Here is a 25362-nt window from a genome sequence, read left to right on the forward strand (position 1 = left end):
ATGAACGATATGTCCCGCCCCCCGCATGAGCACGCGCCGCTGTCCTATTCGCAGCAGCAGCTGTGGTTCCTGCAGCAATACGAGCCCGGCCTGACGGCCTACAACCTCACCCGCGCCTTCCGCCTCACCGGCGCACTCGACCGCGCGGCGCTGTCGGCGGCGCTGGATGCGCTGCAGGCCCGCCACGCCATCCTGCGCACGCGCTTTGCCGAGACCGACGGCCTGCCGTATCAGCAGGCCGTGCCGCCGTTCCCGGTGCAACTGGCCTGGCTGGACCTGCGCCAGCTGCCGCCGCAGCAGCGTGAGCAACGCTTGCAAGAAGAGCTGCAGGCCGCCGCCGCGCACGTGTTCGACCTGGGCCAGGCGGGCCAGCTCGATGTGCGGCTGATCGCGCTGGGGCCGCAAGAGCATGTGCTGGTCATCGGCATGCATCACATCGTTTCCGACGCCTGGTCCAATCCGCTGGTCATCCGCGACCTGGCCGAAGCCTATCGGCAGGCGCGCCGCGATGGCCAGGCGCAGTTGCCGGCCTTGCCGATGCAGTATGCCGACTACGCACACTGGCAGCGCCAGCGCGTGCAGGGCGCCTGGCTGGCCGACGAGCTGCGCTATTGGGACGACTACCTCGGCCCCGTCAACAGCAGCCTGGACCTGCCCACGGATCGTCCGCGTCCGGCGCGCCAGAGCTTCCGCGGCGCGGTCCACGCCTTCACCCTCGATAGCGCGCTGGCGCAGCAGATGCAGGCCTTCTGCCGGGCCCAGCATTGCACTCCCTTCGTGGCCTTGATGGCGGCCTGGCAGGTACTGCTGAGCCGCTACAGCGGCCAGTCCGATTTCCTGGTGGGCGCGCCCAATGCCGGTCGCAACCATGCCGAGCTGCAGGACCTGGTGGGCTTCTTCGTGACCACCCAGCTGTACCGGGCGCGGCTGACGCCAGAGCTCACGGTGCGCGAGCTGGTGCGCCAGGTGCGCGGCGACATGCTGGCCGCGTTGGAACACGGCGACTTGCCCTTCGAGGCCTTGCTGGAGCACCGCAAGGTGGAGCGCGACCCTGGCCGCAATCCGCTGTTCCAGGTGATGTTCGGCCTGCAGATGGTGGGCGAGGGCGCCAGCGCACTGGCCTTCGATGACATCGTGACCGCACCGCTGCCGCTGGCGCAGGACAGCGCCAAGTTCGACCTGTCGCTGGATGTGAAGGTGATCAAGGGCGAGGTGCATTGCCGCCTGGAATACGCCAGCGACCTGTTCGATGCAGCCACCATCGCCGCCATGGCCGGCCATTACCGGAACCTGCTGCGCGGTTTCGCGGAAGCGCCGGAGCGTCCGGTGGCGCAACTCGCGCTGCTGGACCAGGACGAACAGGCCAGGCTGCGCAGTTGGGGCGATCCCCAGCTACGTGAGGCATTGCCGCCCACTTCGAGCGCGAGCCTGGCCGGGCTGATCGAAGCGCAGGCCGCCGCGATTCCCGACGCGGTGGCGGTGGTCTGCGGGCCGCAGCAGATGAGCTACGCCCAGCTCAACCGCGCCGCCAATCGCCTGGCGCACCGCTTGCTGCAACAGGGCGTAGGCCTCGAGGACCGCATCGGCCTGGCCGCGCCGCGCTCCCTCGAGATGATCGTCGGCCTGCTGGCCATCCTCAAGGCTGGCGCAGCCTATGTGCCGCTGGACCCGGACTACCCGGCCGACCGCCTGGCCTACATGGTGCAGGATGCCGGCGTCACCCTGGCGTTGACGGCGGGCGAGGGTGTCTCTGCCTTGACCGCGCAAGGCCTGCGCACACTGGAGATCGCCCCGGCCCTGGCCGATGACGCTGCACCGGCGCACAATCCCGGTGTCGTGCTGCACCCCGACAACCTGGCCTACATCATCTACACCTCCGGCTCCACCGGTCGTCCCAAGGGGGCGCAGCTCAGCCACGCCAACGTACTGCGCCTGCTGGGCCAGACGGCGGCCTGGTTCGACTTCGGGCGCGAGGATGTGTGGACCCTGTTCCATTCCTACGCCTTCGACTTCTCGGTCTGGGAAATCTTCGGCGCGCTGTGCTACGGCGGCCGGCTGGTGGTGGTGCCGTTTGCGGTCAGCCGTTCGCCGGAAGACTTCCTGGCGCTGCTGGTGGAGCAGCGCGTCACGGTGCTTAACCAGACGCCCTCGGCGTTCCGCCAGTTGCTGCAACTGCCTGCGCTGCGCCAATTGCCAAGCGAGGCGCTGGCGTTGCGCACCGTCATCTTCGGCGGCGAAGCGCTGGAGCCGGAAATGCTGCGGCCCTGGATCACCCAGTTCGGTGACCAGCGTCCGGCCCTCATCAACATGTATGGCATCACCGAGACCACCGTCCACGTGACCTACCGACGCCTCCTGCGCGCCGACCTGGACGCCAGCCGCAGCCCCATCGGCGCGGCCATTCCCGACCTCGGCCTGTATGTGCTGGACCAGCAGCTGAACCTGGCTCCGGCGGGCGTGCCTGGTGAACTCTATGTCAGCGGTGCGGGGCTGGCGCGGGGCTACCTGAACCGGGCGGCGCTGTCGGCCGAACGTTTTGTCGCCAACCCGTTCGCCCGCGCCGGCGAAGAGGGCAGTCGCCTGTACCGCACCGGCGACCTGGTGCGCTGGCGTCATGATGGCCAGATGGATTACCTGGGGCGCATCGACCAGCAGGTCAAGATCCGGGGCTTCCGCATCGAGCTGGGCGAGATCGAGGCCCAGTTGCTGGCCCAGCCCGGCGTGGGCGCGGCCACCGTCATGGTGCGCCAGGACGCCGCCACGCCACGCCTGGTCGGCTACCTCTCGCCGCAGGCGGGGATAGCGCCTGAAGCGCTGGATACGGGCGCACTGCGCACCGCGCTGGGTGCGGTCTTGCCGGACTACATGGTGCCAGCGGCGCTGGTGATGCTGCCGGCGCTGCCGCTCAATATCAACGGCAAGGTCGATCGCAAGGCGTTGCCCGCGCCCGAGCTGGCGGCCCGGACCGCCTACGCCGCGCCCCAGGGCGCGCTGGAAGAGCAACTGGCGGCGATCTGGCGCGAGGTGCTCAAGGGCGGTGCAGTGGGACGCGATGACAACTTCTTCGAACTGGGCGGCGATTCCATCCTGAGCCTGCAGATCGTCTCGCGGGCGCGCCGCGCCGGCATCGCCATCACGGCGCGCCAGATGTTCGAGCGCCAGACCGTGGCCGAGCTGGCCGCCGTGGCCAGCGAGGCCGTGGCGGCAGCCACCCCGCGCGCGATCACGCACACGGCGCAGGCAGGGCAGGCGTGCCGTCTGCTGCCGATCCAGCAGGATTTCTTCGAGGCCGATATCCCCCGTCGCGCCCACTGGAACCAGTCGGTGCTGCTGCACAGTGACGCGCCCATCGACCCGGCGGCATTGGCCGCAGCGCTGCAGGCGCTGATGCAAGCCCATCCGGCGCTCACGATGCGCTATGCACAGCACAGCGACGGCTGGCGCCAGCTGCACGGCGAGCTGCCCACTCTGCAGGCCATCGCCGAGCGCATCGTGAGCGCACGCGCCGCCGACGCTGAACAACTGCTGGCGCTGTGCGAGAGCGCGCAGCGCAGTCTGGACCTGGAACACGGCCTGGTGTTGCGGGCCGTGCTGGTGGACATGGGTCAGGCCGGTTGGCGCTTGCTGCTGGTGGCGCACCATCTGGTGATCGACGGCGTGTCCTGGCGCGTGCTGCTGGAAGACCTGCAGCACGCCTATGCGCACGCCTGCGCCACGCCGCATGAAGCCCCTCAGCTGCCCGCCGAAGAAGCCGGCCCGGCCGAATGGGGCGAGGCCTTGGCCGCCTACGCGCCAGTGGCGGCGCAGCGCATCGACCACTGGCTGGGGCTGGCAGGCTGCCCGGTACAGTTGCCCAGCGATCCCGCCAGGGCAGGCGAAGAGGGCGCCAGCGCGCGCCTGGTCGACCAGCAAAGCGTGCTGCTGCGCCTCACGCCAGCACTGACCCAGACCCTCATCGGCGAGGCCCACAGCGCCTGGCGCACCCAGGTCAATGACCTGTTGCTGGCCGCGCTGGCGCGGGCGCTGGCGGCCTGGGGCGCACCGCAGCCGCTGCTGGTGGACCTCGAAGGCCACGGCCGCGAGGCGCTCGGCGACGGCGCTGCCACGCCGGACCTCTCGCGCACGGTGGGCTGGTTCACCTCGGTGTTCCCGCTGGCGCTGGAGGCTTCCGGCACGCCGCTGGCGACCCTGCTGCGCACCAAGGAAAGCCTGCGCGCGCTGCCCAACAAGGGACTGGATTTCGGCGTGCTGCGCCGCTTTGGCACCGCCGAACAGCGGGCCGCCTTGCAGGCGCTGCCGCGCGCGCAGGTGGCGTTCAATTACCTGGGGCAGTTCCAGTCGGGCGAGGAGGGTGGCTGGCGGCTGGCCAGCGAATCGGCCGGCACACCGATGGATCCGCAGGCGGCCATGCGCCACGCGCTGACCATCAACGGCCAGGTCCACGAAGGCGTGTTGCAATTGCGCCTGAACTACTGCAGCAAGCGCTATGGACGCGCCATGGTGGAGACCCTGGCCGCGCATCTGCAGGCGCAGCTGGAAGAGCTGGCCGCACTGTGCAGCCAGCATGCCGGTGGCCTGACGCCGTCCGACCTGCCATTGGCGGGCCTGGACCAGGCCCAGCTGGACGCCTTGCCGCTGGCTGCACGCAACGTCGACGATATCTATCCCCTCTCGCCGATGCAGGCAGGCATGCTGTTCCACAGCGTCTTTGAACCGGGCGGCAGCGCCTACATCAACCAGTTGCGGGTGGATATCGACGGCCTGGATGCGGCGCGCTTCGAGCAAGCCTGGCAAGACACGGTGGCCGCCCACGACATCCTGCGCACCGGTTTCCTGCACCAGCCGCGGCCGCTGCAATGGGTGGCGCGTCGCGTAGCCTCGCCGCTGTCGCAACTGGACTGGCGCGACGCCGCCGCCGGGCAGTCGCTGGGCGGCGAGCTTGACGCCCTGGCCCAGCGCCAGCTGGCGCAAGGCTTCGACCTCGCTGCGCCACCGCTGATGCGGCTGGTGCTGGTGCGCACCGGCGCCCAGCGCCATCACCTGATCTGGACCGTCCACCATCTGCTGCTCGATGGCTGGAGCACCTCGATGCTGCTGGGGGAAGTGCTGCGCCGCTACGCGCAAGCTACGGCAGCCGGGCAGGCCAAACCGACGAAGCTGGCCCTGCGTTACCGCGATTACATCGGTTGGCTGCAAGGACGTGACCAGGAAGCCACGCGCCGCTTCTGGGAAATCCAGCTGGCCCGGCTGCAACAGCCCACCCGCCTGGCCGACGCCATGCCGCGCCCGAGCACGCCCGAGAGCGGCCATGGTGAACACCGGGAACTGCTCGATGCCGCGCTCACCGCGCGCCTCAATGAAGCCGCCCGGGCCCAGCGCATCACCTTGAACACCCTGGTGCAGGCGGCCTGGGCGCTGCTGCTGCAACGCTATACCTATGCTGCGCACGACCAGGGCGTGGTCTTCGGTGCGACCGTAGCGGGCCGACCGGCTGAGCTGACCGGGGTGGAGCAGTTGCTGGGCCTGTTCATCAACACCTTGCCGGTGATCGTGGCCACGCCCCCGCACCAGCCGGCGGGCGACTGGATGCGCGCCCTGCAGGCGCAGAACCTGCAGGCGCGCGAGTACGAGCATACCCCGCTGGTGGATATCCAGCGCTGGTCGGGGCAGGGCGCGCAAGCGCTCTTCGACAGCATCCTGGTGTTCGAGAACTATCCGGTCGACGCCACCCTGAGCCAGGGCGCGCCGGCGGGACTGGCCTTCTCGTCGGTGCGGCACCGCGAAGAGACCAACTATCCGATGACCGTGGTGGTCAATGCCGGCGACACCCTGCAATTGCAGCTGCGCTACGCCCGCGCCCAGTTTGCCCACGAGATGGTGGAGCGCATCGGCGCACACCTGCGCCATCTCTTGCAGGTGCTGGCGGAGCATCCCCAGCAAGCCATCGGCAGCCTGGGGCTGCTGCCCGGCGATGAACTGGCGGCATGGCGCGAGAGCGGCGTGAACCGCGAGCTGCACGCCTTTGATGCCCCGGTGCATCGCCTGATCGAACGCCAGGCTGCGGCGACGCCGTCGGCCGCGGCCCTGCTGTATGAGGATCTGGTGCTGGACTACCGCAGCCTCAACCAGCAAGCCAACCGCCTGGCGCACCGCCTGCTGGCCGAGGGTGCGGGGCCGGAGCGCATCGTCGGCGTGGCGGCGCGGCGTGCGCCGGAGATGGTCGTGGCGCTGCTGGCCGTGCTCAAGGCGGGTGCGGCCTACCTGCCGTTGGACCCGGACCTGCCGCCGGCGCGGCTGGCCGACATGATGGCCGATAGCGGCCTGTCGCTGCTGCTGACGCAGACGGCGCTGCGCGCCGAGCTGACGGCCCCCGCCGCCGTGCGGGTGCTGGAACTGGATGCGCCCGGACAGCCCTGGGCCGAGGGCATGCCAGACCATGATCCCGGTATCGAGGTCGCGCCCGATGGCCTGGCCTATGTGATCTACACCTCCGGTTCCACCGGCAAGCCCAAGGGCGCGGGCAATCGCCACGTATCGCTGCACAACCGGCTGGCCTGGATGCAGGAAGCCTATCCCATCGGCCCCGGCAACACGGTGCTGCAAAAGACCCCGTTCGGCTTCGACGTGTCGGTGTGGGAGTTCTTCTGGCCGCTGATGACCGGGGCCCGCCTGGCGCTGGCCGCGCCTGACGAGCATCGCGATCCGGCGCTGCTGGCGGCGCGCATCCGTCGCCACGCCGTGGATACGCTGCATTTCGTGCCGTCCATGCTACAGGGCTTCGTCGCCCATCCTGACAGCGCGCAATGCCACAGCCTGCGCCAGGTGATCTGCAGCGGCGAAGCCTTGCCGGCCGAGCTGCAGGAACAGGCCTTTGCGCGTCTGCCGCAGATCGCGCTGCATAACCTGTACGGCCCCACCGAGGCCGCCATCGATGTCACCCACTGGACCTGCCGCCCAGGCGAGCGCAGCGTGCCGATCGGGCGGCCGATCTCGCACACCGCCGCCTATGTGCTGGACGGCGGCCTCAACCCGCTGCCGCACGGCATCGCCGGCGAGCTCTATCTGGGCGGGATCGGCCTGGCGCGCGGTTACCTGGGGCGCCCCGGCCTGTCGGCGGAGCGCTTCGTGGCCGACCCCTTCGCCGCCGACGGCAGCCGCATGTACCGCACCGGCGACCTGGTGCGACGCCGCGCCGATGGCGAGATCGAGTACCTGGGCCGTACCGACCACCAGGTGAAGATCCGTGGCCTGCGCATCGAACTGGGCGAGATCGAGGCGCAACTGCTGGCCCAGCCCGGGGTGGCGGCGGCGGTCGTGGTCGCTCTGGTGGAGCCAGGGCGCCCGGCCCGCCTGGTGGGCTATGCGGCCGACCCGGGCGGTATGCTCGAGGCAGAGGCCTTGCGCGCTGCGCTGCTGCAAAGCCTGCCGGACTACATGGTGCCGCAGCGCCTGATCCTGCTGCCGGCGCTGCCGCTGAACGCCAATGGCAAGGTGGACCGCAAGGCGCTGCCGCGTCCCGACTTCAACGAGCAAGGCGGCTACGAAGCGCCACAGGGTCAGACCGAAATCGGGTTGGCGGCCATCTGGGCCGAGGTATTGCGCTTGCAACGGGTCGGCCGCCACGACAATTTCTTCGAGCTGGGGGGGGATTCCATCCTCAGCCTGCAGATCGTGGCGCGGGCCCATGAGCAGGGATGGCCGCTGACGCCGCGCCAGCTGTTCCAGAGCCAGACCGTGGCCGAGCTGGCGCAGCAATGCGACCAGCTGCAGCCGCCCGCGCCGACACAGGCTGTGACGGCTGCGCGCGGCCGGCTAGAGGATTACCTCAGCGCCGCGCAGACCGCACAGCTGGCGCTGCAGGGCGAGCTGGAGGACGTCTATCCGCTCTCGCCGATGCAGCAGGGCATGCTGTTCCACACGATGGAAAGCCCGGGCTCGGGCCTGTACGTGAACCAGCTCAGCGTGCGCGTGGAGGGCCTGGACGAGGCGCGTTTCGCGCAGGCCTGGCAGAGCGTGCTGGCGCGTCACCCGGTGATGCGCACGGGCTTCCTCTGGCAGGCGGACTATGCGCAACCGCTGCAGGCGGTGTGGCGCACGCTGGCGTTCGGCATCGAGGTGCAGGACTGGAGCGCCCGGGCGGACGATGCCGAGCTGCCGCAGGCGATTGCCGCCTTTGCGGCGGCCGATCTTGCGCGCGGCTTCGACCTGCTGCAACCGCCGCTGGTGCGCGCGACCCTGCTGCGGCTGGGACCGGGACAGCACCAGCTGGTCTGGACCATGCACCACATCCTGCTGGACGGCTGGAGCACCTCGGCGCTGATGCAAGAGCTGATGCTGGCCTATGGCGGCCAGCCGCTGCCCGCACCAGGACCGGACTATGCCCAGTACATCGGCTGGCTGGCCACGCTCGATCCGCAGGCGGCGCAACGTTACTGGATGGGTGCGCTGCAGGCGCTGGACGGTCCCAGCCTGCTGGCCGAAGGGGTGCGCCCGGATCCGGCGCGGCGCGGTTTCGGCAAGCTCTACGGCCATTGCGACGCCGCCGCCACGCGCCGCCTGGAACAATTTGCGCGCAGCCAGCGCGTGACCCTCAACACGCTGGTGCAGGGCGCGTGGTCGCTGGCCCTGGCGCGCCACAAGCGCAGCACGGCGGTGGCCTTCGGCGCGACCGTCTCGGGCCGGCCAGCCGCCTTGCCCGGCGTGGAGAAGAGCCTGGGCCTGTTCATCAATACCATTCCCATCGTGGTCGAGGTGGATGGCCAGCGCCGCGTCGGCGACTGGCTGCGCACGCTGCAGCAGACCAACATCGACAGCCGCGAGCACGAACACACGCCGCTCTACGACATCCAGCGCTGGAGCGGCATGGCCGGCCGGGCGCTGTTCGACAGCATCATCGTGTTCGAGAACTTCCCCATCAGCCGTTCGCTGGAAGCGCGCGCCCAGGCCGGCCTGCGCTTTGGCCAGGCCGAGGGCGAGGGCCTGACCGGCTTTGCCATGGATCTGCAGGTGGTGGCCCGCGAGACGCTGGACATCGAGTTCTGCTACGACCGCAGCCTGTTCGGCGACGCCGAGGTGGAAGCCCTGCGCGAGCAGGTCATGCTCAACCTCGATGCGTTGAGCGCCAGTGGCGAGCGCGCCCTGGGCGAGCTGGCGCGGCTGTCGCCGCAGGCGCTGGCGGCGGTGCTGGAACTGGGACGCGGCGCCCACGACTATCCCGCCGACCTGCCGGCGCACCTGCTGATCGCGCAGCGCGCCGCGCAGACGCCCGACGCCATCGCCCTGGTGCTGGAGGAGCAGAGCCTGTCCTATGGCGAGCTCAATGTCCGCGCCAACCGCCTGGCGCATCACCTGATGTCGCTGGGTGTGGGCGCGGAGCAGCGCGTGGGCGTGGCGGTGGAGCGTTCCTTCGACATGGTCGTCGGCCTGCTGGCGGTGATGAAGGCCGGCGCTGCCTACGTGCCGCTGGACCTGGACTATCCCCCCGAGCGACTGGCCTACATGGTGGCCGACAGCCGTATCCGGGTCCTGTTGACGCATGCGCGCGCACGTCGGCTGCTGGCCGCACAGGCGCAGCCGGGGCTGCGCTGCCTGGCGCTGGACGACGCCGACCTGGCCGCGCAACTGGCCGGCCTGCCGGCGCACGACCCGGTGGTGGCCGTGGCCCCGCAACAGATGGCCTATGTGATCTACACCTCGGGTTCGACCGGCCAGCCCAAGGGCGTGGCGGTCAGCCATGGGCCGCTGGTCATGCATTGCCAGGCCACCGCCGCGCTCTACGAGATGACCCCGCAGTGGCGCGAGCTGCAGTTCATGTCCTTCTCCTTCGATGGCGCCCACGAACGCTGGATCACCACGCTCATCAGCGGCGCCGCGCTGGTGCTGCGCGGTCCCGAGATGTGGAGCATCGAGCAGAGCTGGCAGGCGCTGCACCAACAGCGCGTGAGCAATGCGGTGTTCCCGCCCGCCTATCTGGGCCAGTTGGCGCAGTGGGGTGAACAGCATGGCGACGCACCGCCGCTGGAACTGTACGTCTTCGGCGGCGAGGCCATGCCGCGCGCCTCGTTCGAGCGGGTGCGCCGCCATCTCGCGCCGCGCCTGCTGATCAACGGCTATGGTCCGACCGAGACGGTGGTGACGCCGCTGATCTGGAAGGGGACGAGCGCGGCTGGCGTCGATTTCGACGGGCCCTTCGTGCCGATCGGCAAGCCGGTGGGGCGGCGCAACGCCTATATCCTCGATGCTTGCCTGCAGCCGGTCGCGCCCGGTGAGGCGGGCGAGCTCTACATCGGCGGCGACGGACTGGCGCGCGGCTACCTGGAGCGGCCGGCGCAATCGGCTGAGCGTTTCGTGGCCGATCCGTTCGGGGAGCCGGGTGCGCGCATGTACCGCACGGGCGACCTGGCGCGCTGGCTGCCGGACGGCAATGTGGAGTACCTGGGACGTCTCGACCACCAGGTGAAGATCCGCGGCTTCCGCATCGAACTGGGCGAGATCGAGGCGCTGCTGCGCCGCCAGCCCGGCGTGGCCGAGGCAGCGGTGGTGGTGCGCAGCGACGGCCAGGGCGAGGAGACGGTGCGCCAGCTGGTGGCCTACGTGGGAGCGCCACAAGCCGTGGCTGCGCCCGAGACCGCACAACGCGACTTCAGCGACAGCCTGCGCGCCGCGCTTCGGGCGGGCTTGCCGGAATACATGCTGCCCGCGCACTTCGTGCTGCTGGCGGCGCTGCCGGTGACCCATAACGGCAAGCTGGACCGCAAGGCCCTGCCAGCCCCGCAGGCCGCCCCCGCACGCAGCTACGTGGCGCCGGCGACGCCCGCTGCGCAAGCGCTGGCCGAGATCTGGCAGACCGTGCTCAAGCGCGAGCGTGTCGGCCAGGAAGACAACTTCTTCGAACTGGGCGGCGACTCGCTGCTGTGCCTGCAGGTGATCGCCCGTGCGCGCGGCCAGCGCCAGTGGAACTTCAACTTCAAGCTGGCCGACCTGATGCAACGCCCGACCATCGCCGCCTTGCTGGGCCTGGAGAGCAGGCCGGCTGACGGCCCCGCACTGGTGGCCATGAACGCCGGTCCGCAAGACGTGGCGCCGCTGTTCTGCCTGCATGCGGGCATGGGAACGGTATTCGACTACCGCCCGCTGGCGCAGGCGCTGCAGGGTCGCCGCCGCGTCTATGGACTGCCGTGCGCGATGCTGCAGGACCCTGCGCAAGCTGCGCCCACCCTGGCGCAACTGGCCGACCATTACACCGCGCAGTTGCGCTCGGTGCAGCCGCAGGGGCCGTATCACCTGCTGGGCTGGTCGCTGGGGGCGACGCTGGCGGCGCAGGTGGCGCAGCGCCTGGAGGCGCAGGGAACGCAGGTGGCTTTCCTGGGCCTGGTCGATGGCTATGTTCCGCAGAGTGAAGCGGCCGATGCCCGCGACTGGCTGGATGACCTGCAGGACTTCGTGAGCGTGATGCTGCCCGCAAGCTGGGACGGCGCCGCCGGCAGCAAGCGCTGGCTGGCCTTGCAGGCGCTGCAGGCGCGTCAATCCGGAGCCTTGCCTTCGGAAGCAGCGGCGCTGGCGATGCTGTCGGCGATGCTGGAACAGGCCGGCGAACTGCCGGCATCGCTGCCCTCGGCCGGGGAGCTGGCGCGCATCTTCGTGGTGGCGCGCCATCTCAGGCAGATCTCGGCGCAGGCGCCGGCGCTCGAGGCAGTCGCCGCCAGCCCGCACTATTGGTGGATTGCGCGCCGCAAGCCGGCGCACCGGGCCGAGCTCAAGCGCCAGCTGGGGCAGACGGGTTGCGCCGAGGTATTGCTGGAGACGGACCACTTCAGCATCATGAAGCAAGCGCGCTTGCTGGACGAGGTGGTGCAGGCGCTTGAGGTGCTGGCGGGGGATTGCGCCGATATTGCCGGTGCGGCGATGGGCCGTTCTTCCTGAGCTGTGGCGTAGCGGCATAGCCGCGTATCGAAGGGGCTGCTCAGGCGCGCCTTCGATACGGCCCTGACGGGCCTACTCAGTCCGAACGGTTTGTGATGGCCGGAGTAACGGCCATCGCTGCCCTAAACAAATCGCCGCTCCTGGGTCATCCAGGGCGGCGATTCTTCCTTCAGCGATTCAGTGAACGGGCTAGCAGCGCGGGCCGCATGGCCCTTCTTCAGCGCATCGCCGCAGCCAGCCGGGCGGCGATAGCGGTGCGCGCCTGGTCGGCTTCGGCCACCACCATCCCCAGACGCAGGAAGTCATGCACCATGCCGGGGTGGATGTCGAGCTGGACCGGCACGCCCGCCTGGCGCAGCTTCTCGGCATAGGCCATGCCTTCATCGAGCAGCGGATCGTGGTCGCCGATGACCACCAGCGCCGGCGCCGCACCGGACACGTCGGCAGCCTGCAGGGGAGCGAAGCGCCAGTCCTGGCGCTCATGGTCGCCGTTGAGGGTGTGGCCGAACATCCATTGCAGGGTTTCCCCTTCCAGCAGGTAGCCGGTGGCGAAGCGGCGATGCGAGTCGCCGTCCTGATGGGCGCTGGTGCAGGGATAGAGCAGCACTTGCAGGCAGGGCGCGCGGGCCGCCTGGCGGGCGCGCAGCGCCAGTGCGGCGGCCAGGGTGCCGCCGGCGCTGTCGCCGCCTACGGCCAGGCGGTTGGTCGCCAGGCCCAGCGCCGGGCCGTGTTGCAGCAGCCAGTCGTAGGCGTCGGCGGCATCCTCGAAGGCGGTCGGGAAGCGGTGTTCCGGAGCCAGCCGGTAATCTACCGCCAACACGCAGCAGGGTGTGCGCGCCGCCAGTGCGCTGCACAGGGTGTCGTGCGAATCGAGGCTGCCGACGCAGTAGCCGCCGCCATGGAAATACAGCAGCACCGGCTGCGGCGCAGCGGCATCCAGTGGGGCGGGGGCATACAGACGTGCGCCGATGCGCGCGCCGTCGCGGGTGGGGATCTCCAGAGCGCGGCGTTCGGCCAGGTCGTCTGGCGGCAGGTCCAGCATGGGCGCGGCGGCTTCGTAGTCGGCTCGCGCCTGGTGCACGCTCTTGCGGTGCATGGGCTGCTGGCGGCCGCTTTGGATGCCGGCTTCTACCAGGGCCAGGAAGGCGTCCAGATCAGGGTGCAGTGGCATGGGGTCCTCAGGGAAAAAAGCCGGCGCGAGGCCGGCTGTCAGGTGGGAGTGGGGAAAGCTGTTCGGCTTGCCTGTCATGCCTCGGGTATTACCAGCGATAGCGCGCGCTCAGGATGGCCGTGCGCTCGGCGGCCCAGAAGCAGGTCGTGGTCGGCTCGGCCAGGCAGGAGGTGTACTCCTTGTTGGTGATGTTGCTGATGTTGAGGGCATAGCGCCAGCGGTTGAGGTTGTAGTGGAACACCGCGTCGAAGACGGTCACGCCGCCATTCTTCACGGTGTTGGCGGCGTCGGCATAGTTGCTGCCGGTGTAGCGAGCACCGCCGCCGATGCCAGCGCCAGCCAGCGGGCCGCCTTGCACGGTGTAGTCAGCCCAGACCGAGGCCGCCTGGCGCGGCACCAGGATGGGCTGCTTGCCCAGCAGGGAAGCCGTGTTGTTCTGGGTGTTCTTGACGTCGGTGTAGGTGTAGGAGGCCGACAGGTTCAGGCCCTTGACGATTTCACCCTTGGCTTCCAGCTCCAGGCCGCGCGACTTGATCTCGCCGCTGAGCACGTTGAAGTTGGTATGGGCCGGATCCGGCGTCTGCACATTGGTCTTGGTCAGCTCGAACAGGGCGGCGGTGAACAGGGTCTTGCCATCGGCCGGCTGGTACTTGATACCCACTTCGGCCTGACGCGCCTTGGTCGGATCGAAGGGCTTGCCGTTGAAGTCCGAACCTGTCTGCGGCAGGAAGGAAGTGGCGTAGCTGACGTAGGGCGCGATGTCGCGGGTCACCAGATAGGACAGGCCGATGCGTCCGCTCAGGGCGCTGTCGTCGCTGCGGGTGGTGGTCCGGTTGAAATAGTTGCGGGTCTCGTCCTTGACCTTGTCCCAGCGCCCACCGAGGGTCAGGGTCAGGCGCTGGTCGAACTTGATCTGGTCCTGCGCATACAGGCCAGTCTGGTTCATGTTCTCTTCCAGGTTGCCGAACAGGGTGGTGGCCGCCGGGATGGTGACGCCATAGACCGGATTGTCGATGTTCAGGCTGGGCGCGGCGCCGCGATAGCGCACCTCGCGGTCATACATGCGTGACCAGTCCAGGCCGAACAGCACCGTGTGCTCGGTCGCACCCCACTTGAGGCGGCCTTCCAGCTGGTTGTCCACCAAGGTATTGTCGACCTGGCTGTTGTAGACCGTGGTGCCGCGGGTGAGCACGGAACCGGTCAGCGTGCCAGGGTTGAGCGCGGCATAGACCGACTTCAGATTGGCCTGGCGGAAGTTCTGGCGGAAGGTCCAGGCATTGTCGAACTTGTGCTCGAACTGGTAGCCGAAGGACCACTGGTCGTTGCTCTGGCGGTCGAAGTTGGGGTCGCCGATCAGGGTGTGGGTGAGCACATTGCCGGGCCGTACGGCAGTCCAGCGGCTGCTGCCGGAGCGGTCGTTCATGTAGTCGGCCATCAGCGTCAGCGAGGTGCTGGCCGAGGGACGCCAGGTCAGCGAGGGCGCGAGATAGAAGCGGTTGTTGTCGCCCGACTGGCCATTGTTGAATTTGTACTGGTTGTTGCTGTCCAGGCCCAGCCCGACCACGCGCCACAGATACTCGCCGTCCTGGGTATGACCATTGAGATCGGCCACGACCTGCTTGCGGTTGAAGGAACCGATGTCCACGCCCAGCTCGTTGGGGATGTCCATGCCGGGCAGCTTGCTGACGCGGTTGATCACGCCGCCCGGATCGGCCTGGCCGAAGGTCACCGAGCCGGGGCCGCGCAGCACTTCGATGCGTTCCATGCCATAGGTTTCGGTGCGGAACTGGCCGAAGCCGCCGGGAATCTGGCGCAGGCCGTTGAGGAAGTTGCTGGTGACCTGGGCATTGATGAAGCCGCGCAGGTTGAAGTATTCATAGCCGCGCGGATCCACGCCGTGGGTTTCCGAGTTGGCGCCGGGCATGTAGCGCAGCACGTCCAGCAGCGATGTCACGCCGCGCGCATCCATCTCGTCGCGCGTGACCACCGAGACCGATTGCGGCACTTCCAGCACGGGCGTGTCGGTCTTGGTGGCGCTGGCGGTCCGCTTGGCGACGTAGCCGTTGACGGGACCGTTGGCAGTCTCCGCGTCGGCCTTGATTTCGACTTGTGGCAGCGCTTGCTGTTGCGCCCAGGCCGGCGCGGCCAGGGTCAGCAACGCGCATTGCACGGCCAGGAAAGTCAGCGTTGGCCTGTTGGCAGGCATCCCCTTATATTGTTGTTTCATGATGGTGGAGGTGGTGGTCGATTGAAGAGCGCCGGCAACGCCGGCATGGCAAATCGCTTAAAGCGAAAACTGTGGGCTGCCACGGCTGGCCGCGGCGATGCTGGCGACCATGGCGCGCCGCGCCGCGAAGGGAGCGTTCTCGTCGCGCTCGCGCAGGGCCTGGCCAATCTCGGCGGTGCGGATGGCGATCACCGAGAGCAGGGTGTCGCTGATGCCGTGGGAGGGCTCGCAGCTGCCCTGCAGGAACACCGCCGGCTCGAACTCGGGAGTGCTCTGCAGGCGGTAGTCGCGGCCCACCGCGAAGTGCGGCAGGTAGGACGCCAGCGGCGCCAGCAGGTCCTTGTGCAGCTCGCGGGTATAGCCGGTGCCCAGCACGACGGCGTCGTAGCGGCGCGTCTGGGCGCTGCCGCCGTCGAGATCGTGCAGGTCCAGCCAGACGCCATCGGCCTCGGCGCGGGCGCGCTCGACGTTATGGCAGCGCAGCAGGCGGTGGCGCTGCTGGCCAGTCACCTTCTGCTTATAGAAGACCTGGTAGACCTGCTCGATCAGCGCCAGGTCCGGCGCCGAGTAGTTGGTCTGCATGAACTCCTGCATCAGTGCGTGACGGGTCGGCTCGTCCTGGCGGTAGACGTAGTCGGTGTATTCGGGGTTGAAGACTTCATTGACGAAGGGACTGTCGTCGGACGGCTTGATGTTGCGGCTGCGCATGATGAAGTCGACCTCGTGACCGGCGTTGCGGGCGTGCAGGTCGAGGAAGATCTCGGTGGCGCTCTGGCCGGCGCCGATGACGGCGATGCGGGCGGGCTTGTCGAACGCGGCGATATGGCGCAGGTAGCTGCTGGAATGGAATACGCGCGCATCCTCGCGCAGCCCCCGGAAGGTCTCGGGGATATTGGCCGAGCCGCCCACGCCGATCACCAGATTGCGCGCCAGGCGCTCCGTGATGCGGCCATCGCGGTGGCGCGAACGCACGCGCAGCAGCCGCACCTTACCCTCCTGCAGTTCAGGCTGCACCTCGATGACTTCTTCGCCATAGCTGCAGCAGGCGCTGAACTGGTCGGCGGCCCAGCGCAGGTAGTCGCTGAACTCGTGACGGCTGGGGTAGAAGGTCTTGAGGTTGATGAAGTCGCTCAGCCGCTCTTTCTGGTGCAGGTAGTTGAGGAAGGTGAACCGGCTGGCAGGATTGCGCAGCGTGGCCAGGTCCTTGAGGAAGGAGATCTGCATGTGCGAGTTGTCCAGCAGCATGTCGCCGTGCCAGGCGAAGCTGTCCTGTTTCTCGATGAAGAACATGTCGGCAGCGCCGGCATGATGCTGTTGCTCTTGCAGGGCGATGGCGAGTGCGATGTTGGAGGGGCCGAAGCCGATCCCGATCAGCTCATAGGTTTGCATGTCGTGGTCCTGTGGTCCTGGTCAGTTGGCGCTGGCGGCGCCCGGCATCCAGAGTCGTTCGCCGAAGAAACGCTCGCGCGAAAGCATGCCGAGCATGGCTCGCTTGTGGGGGAAATCGAATTCTTTGAGCAGCGCATAACCGCTGCGCTGCAGGCTGCGCAGCATCTTGCGGTTGTCCGCGCGCGGCTCGATCCAGAGGCGTTCGGTGCGCACGTCCTCCAGCAGCAGGTAATGCGACACCGACGGCATCCAGGCGCTGACAAACGCGCGCCCGCGATAGGCCGGCTCACCCACCAGCACATGCCAGCCACGGTCGTGCTCACCCGGATCGGCGAAGGGCGCGATGCGGTCTTCGCGCGCCCAGTAGATCTCGAAGTAGGCAAAGGGAAGCTCATCCAGGCAGGCGATGAGCGGGTAGGCGTGCGGATCGTCGGCCAGCCTGGCGAGATAGTGGCGGTGATGCTCGAGGTCGCCCTGTTCTTCCCAGAAATAGGCCACGTCCGGATCATTCATCCAGCGGTTCAGCCGCACCAGGTCGTCTTGCCCCTCGAAGGCGCGCAGCGACAGCGTCTGGCCCAGCCAGGGGATATGACGGCGATACACCGTGCCCGCCGGCTTGGGCGGACGCTGCGGATGGCGCTTGCCCGCGCTGATGCAATGGCGTAGCGGCAAGGGCGCTTGCGGCTGGGTCAGCCAGTTGCGGCTCTGTTGCCAGAACATGCCCGGACAAGCCCAGGCCGGCGCGCCGCCATCGGGCAGGATCAGCTGCTGCGCCAGGCCGTGCTGCTGCGACCACAGCGCCTCCAGCGCCGCCAGCTCAGCCGGGTGCGCATCGTAGCGGGGCGTCGGGGCCGGTGCGGCAGAGTCCAGCGTGGCCAGGGACTGCAGCCGCCAGGCGTGGCGCTCCCCGGAGGGCAGACGCACGCGCACCACGTCACCGTCGAGCTCCACCGCATAAGGGTGGCCATCGACATGGGCGAGATAGGGCGCGGCGGGTAGGGCGGTAGTAAGGACTGCTTGTTCCATCTGTCATCAGCTCCTGGTCGGCCGCGCTGTCGCAACAGGATGCGCAGGCCGTCATCAGAAAGACGAATGGAAATCACTTTTGTTTAGATTGGCGCTGTCGCCCAGCTAATCAGACGCTCGTTTGTCATGCCTGGAACGCAACGGGCAGGCCGCGCAATAGTCCTCGCCCGGCAGACGGTAATACATGCAGCAATTGCGATGCAGGTAGTCCACGCCCGCAGGCGGCACAGCGCGGCGGTGATAGAGCGGATTGGTGCGGCCATCGGGCCAGAGAGGGCTGTCCAGCAACAGCCGGCGATCCTCGGCCAGCCCCTCCTGCGAGGGCAGGGCCAGCAGCACGCCGCGCTGCAGGACCGCATGGATATAGCGCACCGCGTTGCCCCAGAGAACCGCCGAGGGGGTCCGGAAGCGCTTGTTGAGCGCCGCAATCACCGGCGCCAGATGCTGCCAGACCAGCTCTTCATAGCGTTCTGGCGGGCTCGCCTGCGGCCACGGATGCCCCGCGTGCGGCAGGCAGACCTGCGCCATGCCGCCGTGGGAAGCCAGCACCACCCGCACCTGGACCGCCGCCAGCGGCAGGTGATGCCGCAGCACCGCCGCAGCCGCCATGGCCGGCACCAGCATCGCCGCGAAATAATCCAGGCACCAGGCCGAGGCCACCGCGCGCAGGTCATCGCTGCGCCAATGGGCCGCATGGAGGCGCACGGCGTCGTCCAGCGCTGCCCCCTCCAGCAGCGCCGGCAGCGGCAAGGCCTGCGCATAAGAAGACACATCGCAGACCAGCCGGGCGGCATAGGCGGCGGTGCGCTGGTCGAACAGGGGAGCAAGGATGGGCAGCACGGAAGAGGGCGCAAGTTGAGCCGGCTCAAACGCCGGCGCTGTCATGGAAGGTGACGAATGGCGCGCAGATTTGTTCAGCCCGGTCAAGCCAGGGCAGGGCAGCGGGCCAGTTAGAACCCATTTCACCAATAGGCGTGAGATGCGTTCTGCCCAGAAAGGGCGCTGAAATGGGTTCTAAATATTTGCCGACGCGGTTCGTCACATTGATACCGGCCCTTGGCGGCCGTTCCCTGGAGTGACGGTGTTCAAAGAACTGATCAGGCAATCCCGCGGCTTGCTGGCCGCCGCAACCGCCGCCAGCGTGGCGCGCGGCGTATGCAGCATCTTGATGGTGACGCAGATCACGGCCACGCTGGCGGCCACGCAGGCGCCGGGTTGGCAATCCACGGCGGCCCTGCATTTTGCGCTGACCGTGCTGGCCCTGTGGCTGGCGCACATGACGTGCAACATCCTCTTCGAGCGGCTCGCCCACGGCGTGCATGCGCAGTCGCGCCGCTTCATCTGCGAACGCGTGCTGCATGCCGACTACGCGCGCCTGGAGCAGGTCGGCGCACCGGCCATCCAGGCCGCGCTGACCGAGCACAGCACCAATGTATCGACCTTCTTCGTCAGTTTCCCCGCGATCCTGACCAATGCCATCGTGGTGAGCGGCTGCATGATCTACATGGCCACCCTGTCGGCGCAGGTGTTTGCCTGCGCGGTGCTGGTGATCGGCCTGGGCGCAGCAGGCTACCACCTGGCCCACCTGCGCGCCATCAGGCACCTGCGCCAGGCGTCCGGCGAACAGGACCGCCTGTTCAGCCATTTCCGCTCCATGCTGGACGGCGCCAAGGAACTGCGCCTGAACGGCAGAAAGCGCCGCCTGTTCGGACGCGAGGTGCTGGGCCAGTCCATCGACCGGGTGCGCCATGAACGATCGCTGGGGATGGCCATCTTCGTGGCGGCCACCAGCTGGGGCAATTTCCTGATCTATGCCTTCATCGGGCTGGTGCTGTTCGTGCTGGTGGGCGACGTACCCGACCGCAACCGCATCCTGACCGGTTACGCCGTGCTGTTCATCTACATGATCACCCCGCTGGAAATCCTGCTGATGAACGCCCCGCGCGCCAACCTGGCCAAGGTCTCGGCCCGCCGTATCGACGAAGTGGTCCAGGCCCTGGACAATGGCCGCCCGCGCGCGCCGGCGGCAGCACTGCCGCAGCAGCATCAGCCACATCAACCAGCCCCCGAGCTGCAGCGCCTGCAGCTTTCCGGCGTGCTGCATCGCTACTACCACGAACAGCACGACGAATTCTTTACCATGGGCCCGATCGACCTGGCCTTCGCGCCGGGCGAGGTGGTCTTCCTGGTGGGCGGCAACGGCAGCGGCAAGACCACGCTGGCCAAGCTGCTGGCGGGGCTGTATCGCCCCGGCGAAGGCCATATCCTGCTCAATGGCCGACCCGTGTCATGGCAGCCGGACGTGGAGGGCGAGGGAGAGGCGAGGGTGCCGGATGAACAATACCGGCAGCTGTTTGCCACGGTGTTTTCGGACTTCCATCTGTTCGAGAGCCTGCTGGAGACGGGTGGAGCGGAACTGGACGCGCGCGGCAACGAGCTCCTGGCAAAGCTCTACCTGCATCACAAGGTACAGATCCGCGACGGCGCATTCACCACGCGCGCGCTGTCGATGGGCCAGCGCAAGCGGCTGGCGCTGGTGGTGGCGGTGCTGGAGGATAGGCCGTTCTTCATCTTCGATGAATGGGCAGCGGACCAGGACCCGGTGTTCAAGAAGGTCTTCTATCACGAGGTGCTGGGGCAGCTGCGCGCGGCGGGCAAGACGGTGCTGGTGATTTCGCATGATGACCAGTATTTCCATCTGGCTGACCGGATGGTGCGGATGGATAACGGGCGGGTGGTGTTTGATGGGCGGTGGGAAGGCTAGTCCTTGCTCGGTCCTTGCTCAGTCATTGCTATTTTTTTGCAGACCGAAGCGAGTTTTGAATTGCAATACACTGCGGTTCCAAAAAAACAATTAGAGAATAACTGGAACCGCGATCCGCGCCTCAACACCTATATCGCAATGGTGTATGCGGGCATCCGCGCAACTTGAAGGCAAACAGCGTTTTGGACGGGGGTTCGATTCCCCCCACCTCCACCAAATGCCGCAATGGAAGGGCGCTTGCCATCCGGCATCTGAAGGGGGTGACCTGGTTTCGACAAAGCGGCCAGTACCCGGAGACACACCACGTCAGGCGACCGACGTAAACAGCGCGAAATCCTGATTGCAAATGAATCGCAATTTATTGCTTACGGTACCTGATTACCGCTAGCCGAGTTGCCGGCCCCTTCTCGCGAAGGCTTGGGAACAGAAAGGCCGGCCCGATTTCCGATTGCTGCGAGAGCAAACGTCGAGCGTGAAGTGAGTCCTTCGGGAGGGCTTGTAGTCGACGGCCGTAGAGGGTGCAACCTGTAGATTGGGGACATTTAGAAATTTGAATTGCGGCGCTAATCCCTTCCTATTCTTCCAAACGCAGCCCAGCATGGTTTCCGTGAGGGAATTATGTTTTCGGGAATTTCAAATTCGATTAACAACGCAGTTAACCTCGAAATTCCATCGGCTTTAGTAGCGCCAATTCCTAAGTCCCACCTCTTGCTGACCGCGGGAAAGCAGCGCCGTACATCAGCGCAACGGCGAAAGCGATGTGGCCGCCAAAGCTATCATTTCTTGCGCTCAATCTGGGCCGATGTTGTTGGTCGCGATGATAGCGGTCGCTCTATGAATATGGATGTCGGGAATCATGCTAAGTCGGGTTCGGCGAAGAAGGAGGGCGTAAGCTAGCGGCCTACATTGCAAGATATTGTGCCAAGAACATGTCGTGCTGAACGCTTGATCAGAAACACCATTTTTGCTCTCGCGGCATTCCTAAGCCTGAAGTCACCGTGTGGCCGCTGTTATGGCCGCGAACTATTGATGCCGTTCGCACGGCCTTTTATATTGCTGAGTCCGAGCAGTTAGATACTGTTCAATTCTGGTATAAAAAAGGCTTAGGGGCCATGTGATAGCCACATGCAGACCTAATGCATCAGAGCGGATTCATGCGCCATATTAAGTTATTTTTCAAAGGAAGATATTGTGACACCAATTCCTCCGCCACCTGGATGGGGTGAAGATATTCTTTCAGAATTTCAAGCTAGCGCTATTCAGAACGAATATGCAAGTTACGTTCATCTTAGAGGATGGCAAGAAGCGTTCACTAGGTGCACCACTGCTCTTAGGATGATCATGGACTATTCAATGTCCCTGGCGTATTCCGCCGATGGAACTTCTCATCTACTATTTATTGCTGCGCACAATCATTTTTTAGGTGCTGTGCGCTTGACACTATCAGGACAGGCCTTGCCTACTTATCCGGTAGGCAGAGCATGTATGGAATCTGCCCTCTACGGCTATTATCTAGCAAAGGTTCCAGAGGCAACTGCTAGATGGCATTGCAAGCCCACTGAGCGTGCGGCACTCAGAGAATGGTCTAGGGAATTTAGCGTCTCTAGTATTTCGGCTCATCTGAACGCTGGGCAAGCAAAGTGGGCAAAGTACCTCCATCAGACCGCAATTGACTATGGGGCACATCCGAATACTCAGGCTCTTTATTCAAATATGTCCCAGAAAGAATTAGCCGACGGAAGTATTCAACTCGAAAAAATAATTCTGCATGAGTGGGGTCTAAGCTCCGCAAATTCAGCAAAGTTTGCTTTAGAAGTAGGTATGTTTACCATGGCGTTATTTGCCACTGTTTATCCCGAGGCTGATGAGAATTATTCGCTATCCGCTGTTAACCACTCCTTAGCCTGCACTCTAGATGTGCTGAAAAGCGAATTCAGCGAGTAAGCCACGGTTTCGGTTCTTGATTTATGTAACAGGCGGCTTGTGGAATGGCCTCAATTCCTAGGCGAGTTGTGCTGCTTTTTTGCGCAGCTGCTTCCTCTGCCTGAATTACCGTCCGACGCTTTGCTTCCTAGGCCCGGCCATTACCCCCAAGCAGCGCAAGCCAAGGGGCGAATCAGAGAACCGAGAACGCAATGACGAAACCGCCGGTCGCGCCGCCAAGAAACGGGTGCGTCAAGCCTGCAAGACCATCGGCGCGGATCGGATGATCACCCTGACATATCGGCAGAACATGATCGACCGGGATACGGCCTTGAAACATTGGGGCCGGTTCCGCCGCCGCATGGGCAAGCATCGTCAATTTCTCTATGTCGCCGTGATCGAAGAGCAAGAGCGCGGCGCAATTCACTTTCACGTCACGGTGCATGGTCGTCAGCGCTATCACCTCTTGCGAGGTATTTGGGCGCAGGTCGTTGGAAAGGATGGGGCCGGCCGGTCCATGTCCAATATCGACGTACGCAACCCGCCCAAGTTCGGTTTCGGCAAGGATGGTGTTCACAAGCTGGCCGCATACATCGCCAAATACTGCACCAAGGATATGCCGTGTCGGACGCTCAATCAGAAACGCTATTTCTGCTTTCGTGGCATTCCGAAACCTGAAGTCACCGCATGGCCGCTGGCTTGCACGCAAGCCGTCGATGCGGTTCGCACGGCATTTCTGATCGCGGAAGGTGGATGCATGGAAGGCGTGCAGTATTGGTACAAAAAGCGATTGAGCGTGATGTGGATCGCAACGCCACCGTGCCTTGAGCAGGCATCACCCGCTCCGTTCTAGCGGCAAAAAAGTTCAAATAGGTTAAAATTAAGGCGGGGATTATTAATAAAAAGAAAGATTACTTACTATGGCGGCAAGCACTAGCGTTGAAGAAGTAAAAATCAACTTCTATTCGATTAACAAATGCGGGTTCTATTTTCGGGGCAATGATAATCCAGATTTTGGTGGCATAGATGATGTGTTGTCTCAGCTCCAAAAATGGAGTAAAGGCATCGACTTGTCGCTTACCAAGATAAGTGATCCATCAGCTTCGGCAGATCAATTGCCGGTCTATTTGTTCGGCCTTCACAATACAACGGACTCTTGGGTCATGGCTACATGGAATGAAGTTCCTGCTACTGAGTCTGGAGTTCCATCGATAAGGCGCGACTCGAAGGTCGGCGCGCCCCAAGTTCAGTTCAGTGCCGTAGGAGCAAACGATATTCCTGGCTATGCGACATATTTTTGGTTTGTGCCAAGCGCGAATGTCGTTGCTAGTATCCAATTTAATAGGCGACTCACTGGTCAGACTGCGATGCGTGACTATATCGGTCGGTTCATGTCCTCCTTTACGAGCTATACGGTTGTTTCGCCGGCAAAAGCTCCGGATGGCTCTCCGATAGTAGTTGGCTATACAAATTTGCCTGACCGGAAACCGAAGGCTGGACTTCGACCTGTGTTTAAAACGAGCGCATTTTCGAAGCCCGGAGAGAAGCGTTTTATCCTAAAGAATTTCCAGAAAATCAGGAAAGTAGTTAGGCGAGGGCAAATAACTTCATTGAAAACGCGCGACAAGGCTTTGTGGCAAAGTGCTCTTGGCTTCTTCTACTTAGATGCAAAAACTCTGCCCGCAATGCAAGTGTCCCAAAAAGCATATGTTGAGCTGGAATTTAGGCCTTCGTTGAAAGAAGTTACGGACATGATTGTGGCTGAGGAAAACGACCCTGATGTCTCGGGTTGGGATGATATGGGATTTATTCTGGATGGAGATCCCAAAACGCATTGGCTCGGACGAGAGGCTGCTAGTGGAGAATTTAGTTTGCCTATAAAGCGTGTAAATGATGAGCAAGTTGATTTAGCATTTTTACTTTTATCGCTAGAGTCACATCGAAAGGCGATACTGCAAGTGCTCAAATAATGCTTAGGACACTTTCTATCTCGCTCGTGGTCATTCTCTGTGCATGTTTCTGCTGCGCAGGGTTTTACTATGGGCGACAAATCCCATTCGCACAGCAGTGGCCTCTTTTCGAGGCTTTAAGAAATACAGCCGCGATTATTTTCGCTGTGGTCGGTGCATGGTTAGCAATTATCTATCCAGAACGGCTCAAAATTTCTTTCGGGAAAAAGGCAAGTCCAGACTCTTCTAACGGGAATATGGGCCTATTATTAACGCCTGCTGTTCACTCTACCGTTATTTTAGTTTTTCTTCTATTGATCGGAATTGCTGCACCAATCCTTAAGCAAATTTCTCAACTTCAACAGTATCTGAGCTTGTTCAGGGGATTATCGTTTTTGTCCTTAACCATTCTGACGCTATGGCAAATTTTGATCGTTTTGATGACTGTCATTCCCGCAGATTTAGTTAAAAGGCTTGCTGATGATGAGCAGATAGTTAAGGATGTTAAGAGCCATTATTCCAAACTTTACGATAAATGAAAAGCCCCGGAAAACCGGGGCTTTTCATTTGGAAAGCAGGGCGCTTGTCAATGGAAAATCTTGAACAATATTCCTACAGTGCCAGCCAACATAAATCCCCGCATCCACTTCAGTAGTTCAAACTGACCACCTCGGCGAAGCTAGTAGCGCCTTCGGCACGGAATTCGTTCAGATCAGATTTGTTGACCAATTCGTTGTTCATGGCTTCGGCTAGGGCGGTTGCGTGAGCTTCGGCTTGTTCTGTGGGAATTCCGGTTGCCGTTTGGCGATGACTTTGACGGAACGGCCTTGCATCAGAATTCTAATTCGCCGTGGTGGCCATAACGGGTATTGGGATATCTCATGGCATCATTTCTCATTGTTGTCCGCTGGAAAGATGAGTGGTTGGAAGCTAATTTCAGTTCGCTTCAGCCTCCAGCACTCGCTTTTTCTTTGCTCATTGAATTCGCATA

At 64.6% G+C, this 25362-nt stretch carries 11 protein-coding genes and 1 other RNA gene; 7 read left to right on the top strand and 5 right to left on the bottom strand.

What is annotated here, in order from left to right; genetic code table 11:
- Entirely contained in the window at window positions 1-11922 is an 11922-nt protein-coding gene (locus tag ACP92_RS11705; RefSeq protein WP_082147456.1) for an amino acid adenylation domain-containing protein, read from the top strand.
- Window positions 11923-12139: 217 nt separating this feature from the next.
- Here ACP92_RS11705 and ACP92_RS11710 read toward each other — a convergent pair whose 3' ends face one another.
- The 5 genes from ACP92_RS11710 to fhuF all read right to left on the bottom strand — a co-directional run bounded on the left by ACP92_RS11710 (window position 12140) and on the right by fhuF (window position 18575).
- The gene (locus ACP92_RS11710; protein ID WP_013234322.1) at window positions 12140-13093 is read right to left on the bottom strand and encodes an alpha/beta hydrolase; all 954 of its coding nucleotides are present in this window, start codon (window positions 13091-13093) and stop codon (window positions 12140-12142) included.
- Between the two features lie 88 nt (window positions 13094-13181).
- On the bottom strand, window positions 13182-15320 hold the full coding sequence (locus ACP92_RS11715; protein WP_156181777.1) for a TonB-dependent siderophore receptor: 2139 nt from the start codon (window positions 15318-15320) through the stop codon (window positions 13182-13184).
- Window positions 15321-15377: 57 nt separating this feature from the next.
- Window positions 15378-16709 (bottom strand): lysine N(6)-hydroxylase/L-ornithine N(5)-oxygenase family protein, encoded by a 1332-nt coding sequence (locus ACP92_RS11720; protein ID WP_013234324.1) that lies wholly within the window; start codon window positions 16707-16709, stop codon window positions 15378-15380.
- A gap of 21 nt (window positions 16710-16730) precedes the next feature.
- Window positions 16731-17735, bottom strand: a complete 1005-nt coding sequence (locus ACP92_RS11725) for a GNAT family N-acetyltransferase (RefSeq protein ID WP_013234325.1) — start codon at window positions 17733-17735, stop codon at window positions 16731-16733.
- Window positions 17736-17840: 105 nt separating this feature from the next.
- Window positions 17841-18575 (bottom strand): siderophore-iron reductase FhuF, encoded by a 735-nt coding sequence (gene fhuF, locus ACP92_RS11730; protein ID WP_041310716.1) that lies wholly within the window; start codon window positions 18573-18575, stop codon window positions 17841-17843.
- A gap of 241 nt (window positions 18576-18816) precedes the next feature.
- Between fhuF and ACP92_RS11735 the strand changes: the two genes are divergently transcribed.
- The 6 genes from ACP92_RS11735 to ACP92_RS11745 all read left to right on the top strand — a co-directional run bounded on the left by ACP92_RS11735 (window position 18817) and on the right by ACP92_RS11745 (window position 24910).
- Entirely contained in the window at window positions 18817-20499 is a 1683-nt protein-coding gene (locus tag ACP92_RS11735) for a cyclic peptide export ABC transporter (RefSeq protein ID WP_013234327.1), read from the top strand.
- 124 nt (window positions 20500-20623) lie between these two features.
- Window positions 20624-20945, top strand: a transfer-messenger RNA (tmRNA) gene (ssrA, locus tag ACP92_RS24270).
- Window positions 20946-21840: 895 nt separating this feature from the next.
- Window positions 21841-22443: a hypothetical protein gene (locus ACP92_RS24565; protein WP_156181778.1), complete on the top strand. Its 603-nt coding sequence runs from the start codon at window positions 21841-21843 to the stop codon at window positions 22441-22443.
- Between the two features lie 79 nt (window positions 22444-22522).
- Window positions 22523-23275, top strand: a complete 753-nt coding sequence (locus tag ACP92_RS11740; protein ID WP_013234330.1) for a rolling circle replication-associated protein — start codon at window positions 22523-22525, stop codon at window positions 23273-23275.
- Window positions 23276-23342: 67 nt separating this feature from the next.
- Window positions 23343-24392, top strand: coding sequence for a hypothetical protein (locus ACP92_RS24570; protein ID WP_013234331.1), 1050 nt, complete (start codon window positions 23343-23345; stop codon window positions 24390-24392).
- Complete coding sequence (locus ACP92_RS11745) at window positions 24392-24910, top strand: hypothetical protein (protein WP_013234332.1); 519 nt, start codon at window positions 24392-24394, stop codon at window positions 24908-24910. Before ACP92_RS24570 ends, ACP92_RS11745 begins: the two co-directional genes overlap by 1 nt.
- Window positions 24911-25362 lie beyond the last annotated feature (452 nt).

This window comes from Herbaspirillum seropedicae (assembly GCF_001040945.1).
GTDB lineage: Bacteria > Pseudomonadota > Gammaproteobacteria > Burkholderiales > Burkholderiaceae_D > Herbaspirillum > Herbaspirillum seropedicae.

What these genes read in the sequence shown, in the direction of transcription:
- ACP92_RS11720 (WP_013234324.1), bottom strand. Translation starts at nt 16,709, where the DNA reads ATGCAAACCTATGAGCTGATCGGGATCGGCTTCGGCCCCTCCAACATC.
- ACP92_RS11710 (WP_013234322.1), bottom strand. Translation starts at nt 13,093, where the DNA reads ATGCCACTGCACCCTGATCTGGACGCCTTCCTGGCCCTGGTAGAAGCC.
- ACP92_RS11705 (WP_082147456.1), top strand. Translation starts at nt 1, where the DNA reads ATGAACGATATGTCCCGCCCCCCGCATGAGCACGCGCCGCTGTCCTAT.
- ACP92_RS11725 (WP_013234325.1), bottom strand. Translation starts at nt 17,735, where the DNA reads ATGGAACAAGCAGTCCTTACTACCGCCCTACCCGCCGCGCCCTATCTC.
- ACP92_RS24570 (WP_013234331.1), top strand. Translation starts at nt 23,343, where the DNA reads ATGGCGGCAAGCACTAGCGTTGAAGAAGTAAAAATCAACTTCTATTCG.
- ACP92_RS11715 (WP_156181777.1), bottom strand. Translation starts at nt 15,320, where the DNA reads ATGAAACAACAATATAAGGGGATGCCTGCCAACAGGCCAACGCTGACT.
- ACP92_RS11745 (WP_013234332.1), top strand. Translation starts at nt 24,392, where the DNA reads ATGCTTAGGACACTTTCTATCTCGCTCGTGGTCATTCTCTGTGCATGT.
- ACP92_RS24565 (WP_156181778.1), top strand. Translation starts at nt 21,841, where the DNA reads ATGGACTATTCAATGTCCCTGGCGTATTCCGCCGATGGAACTTCTCAT.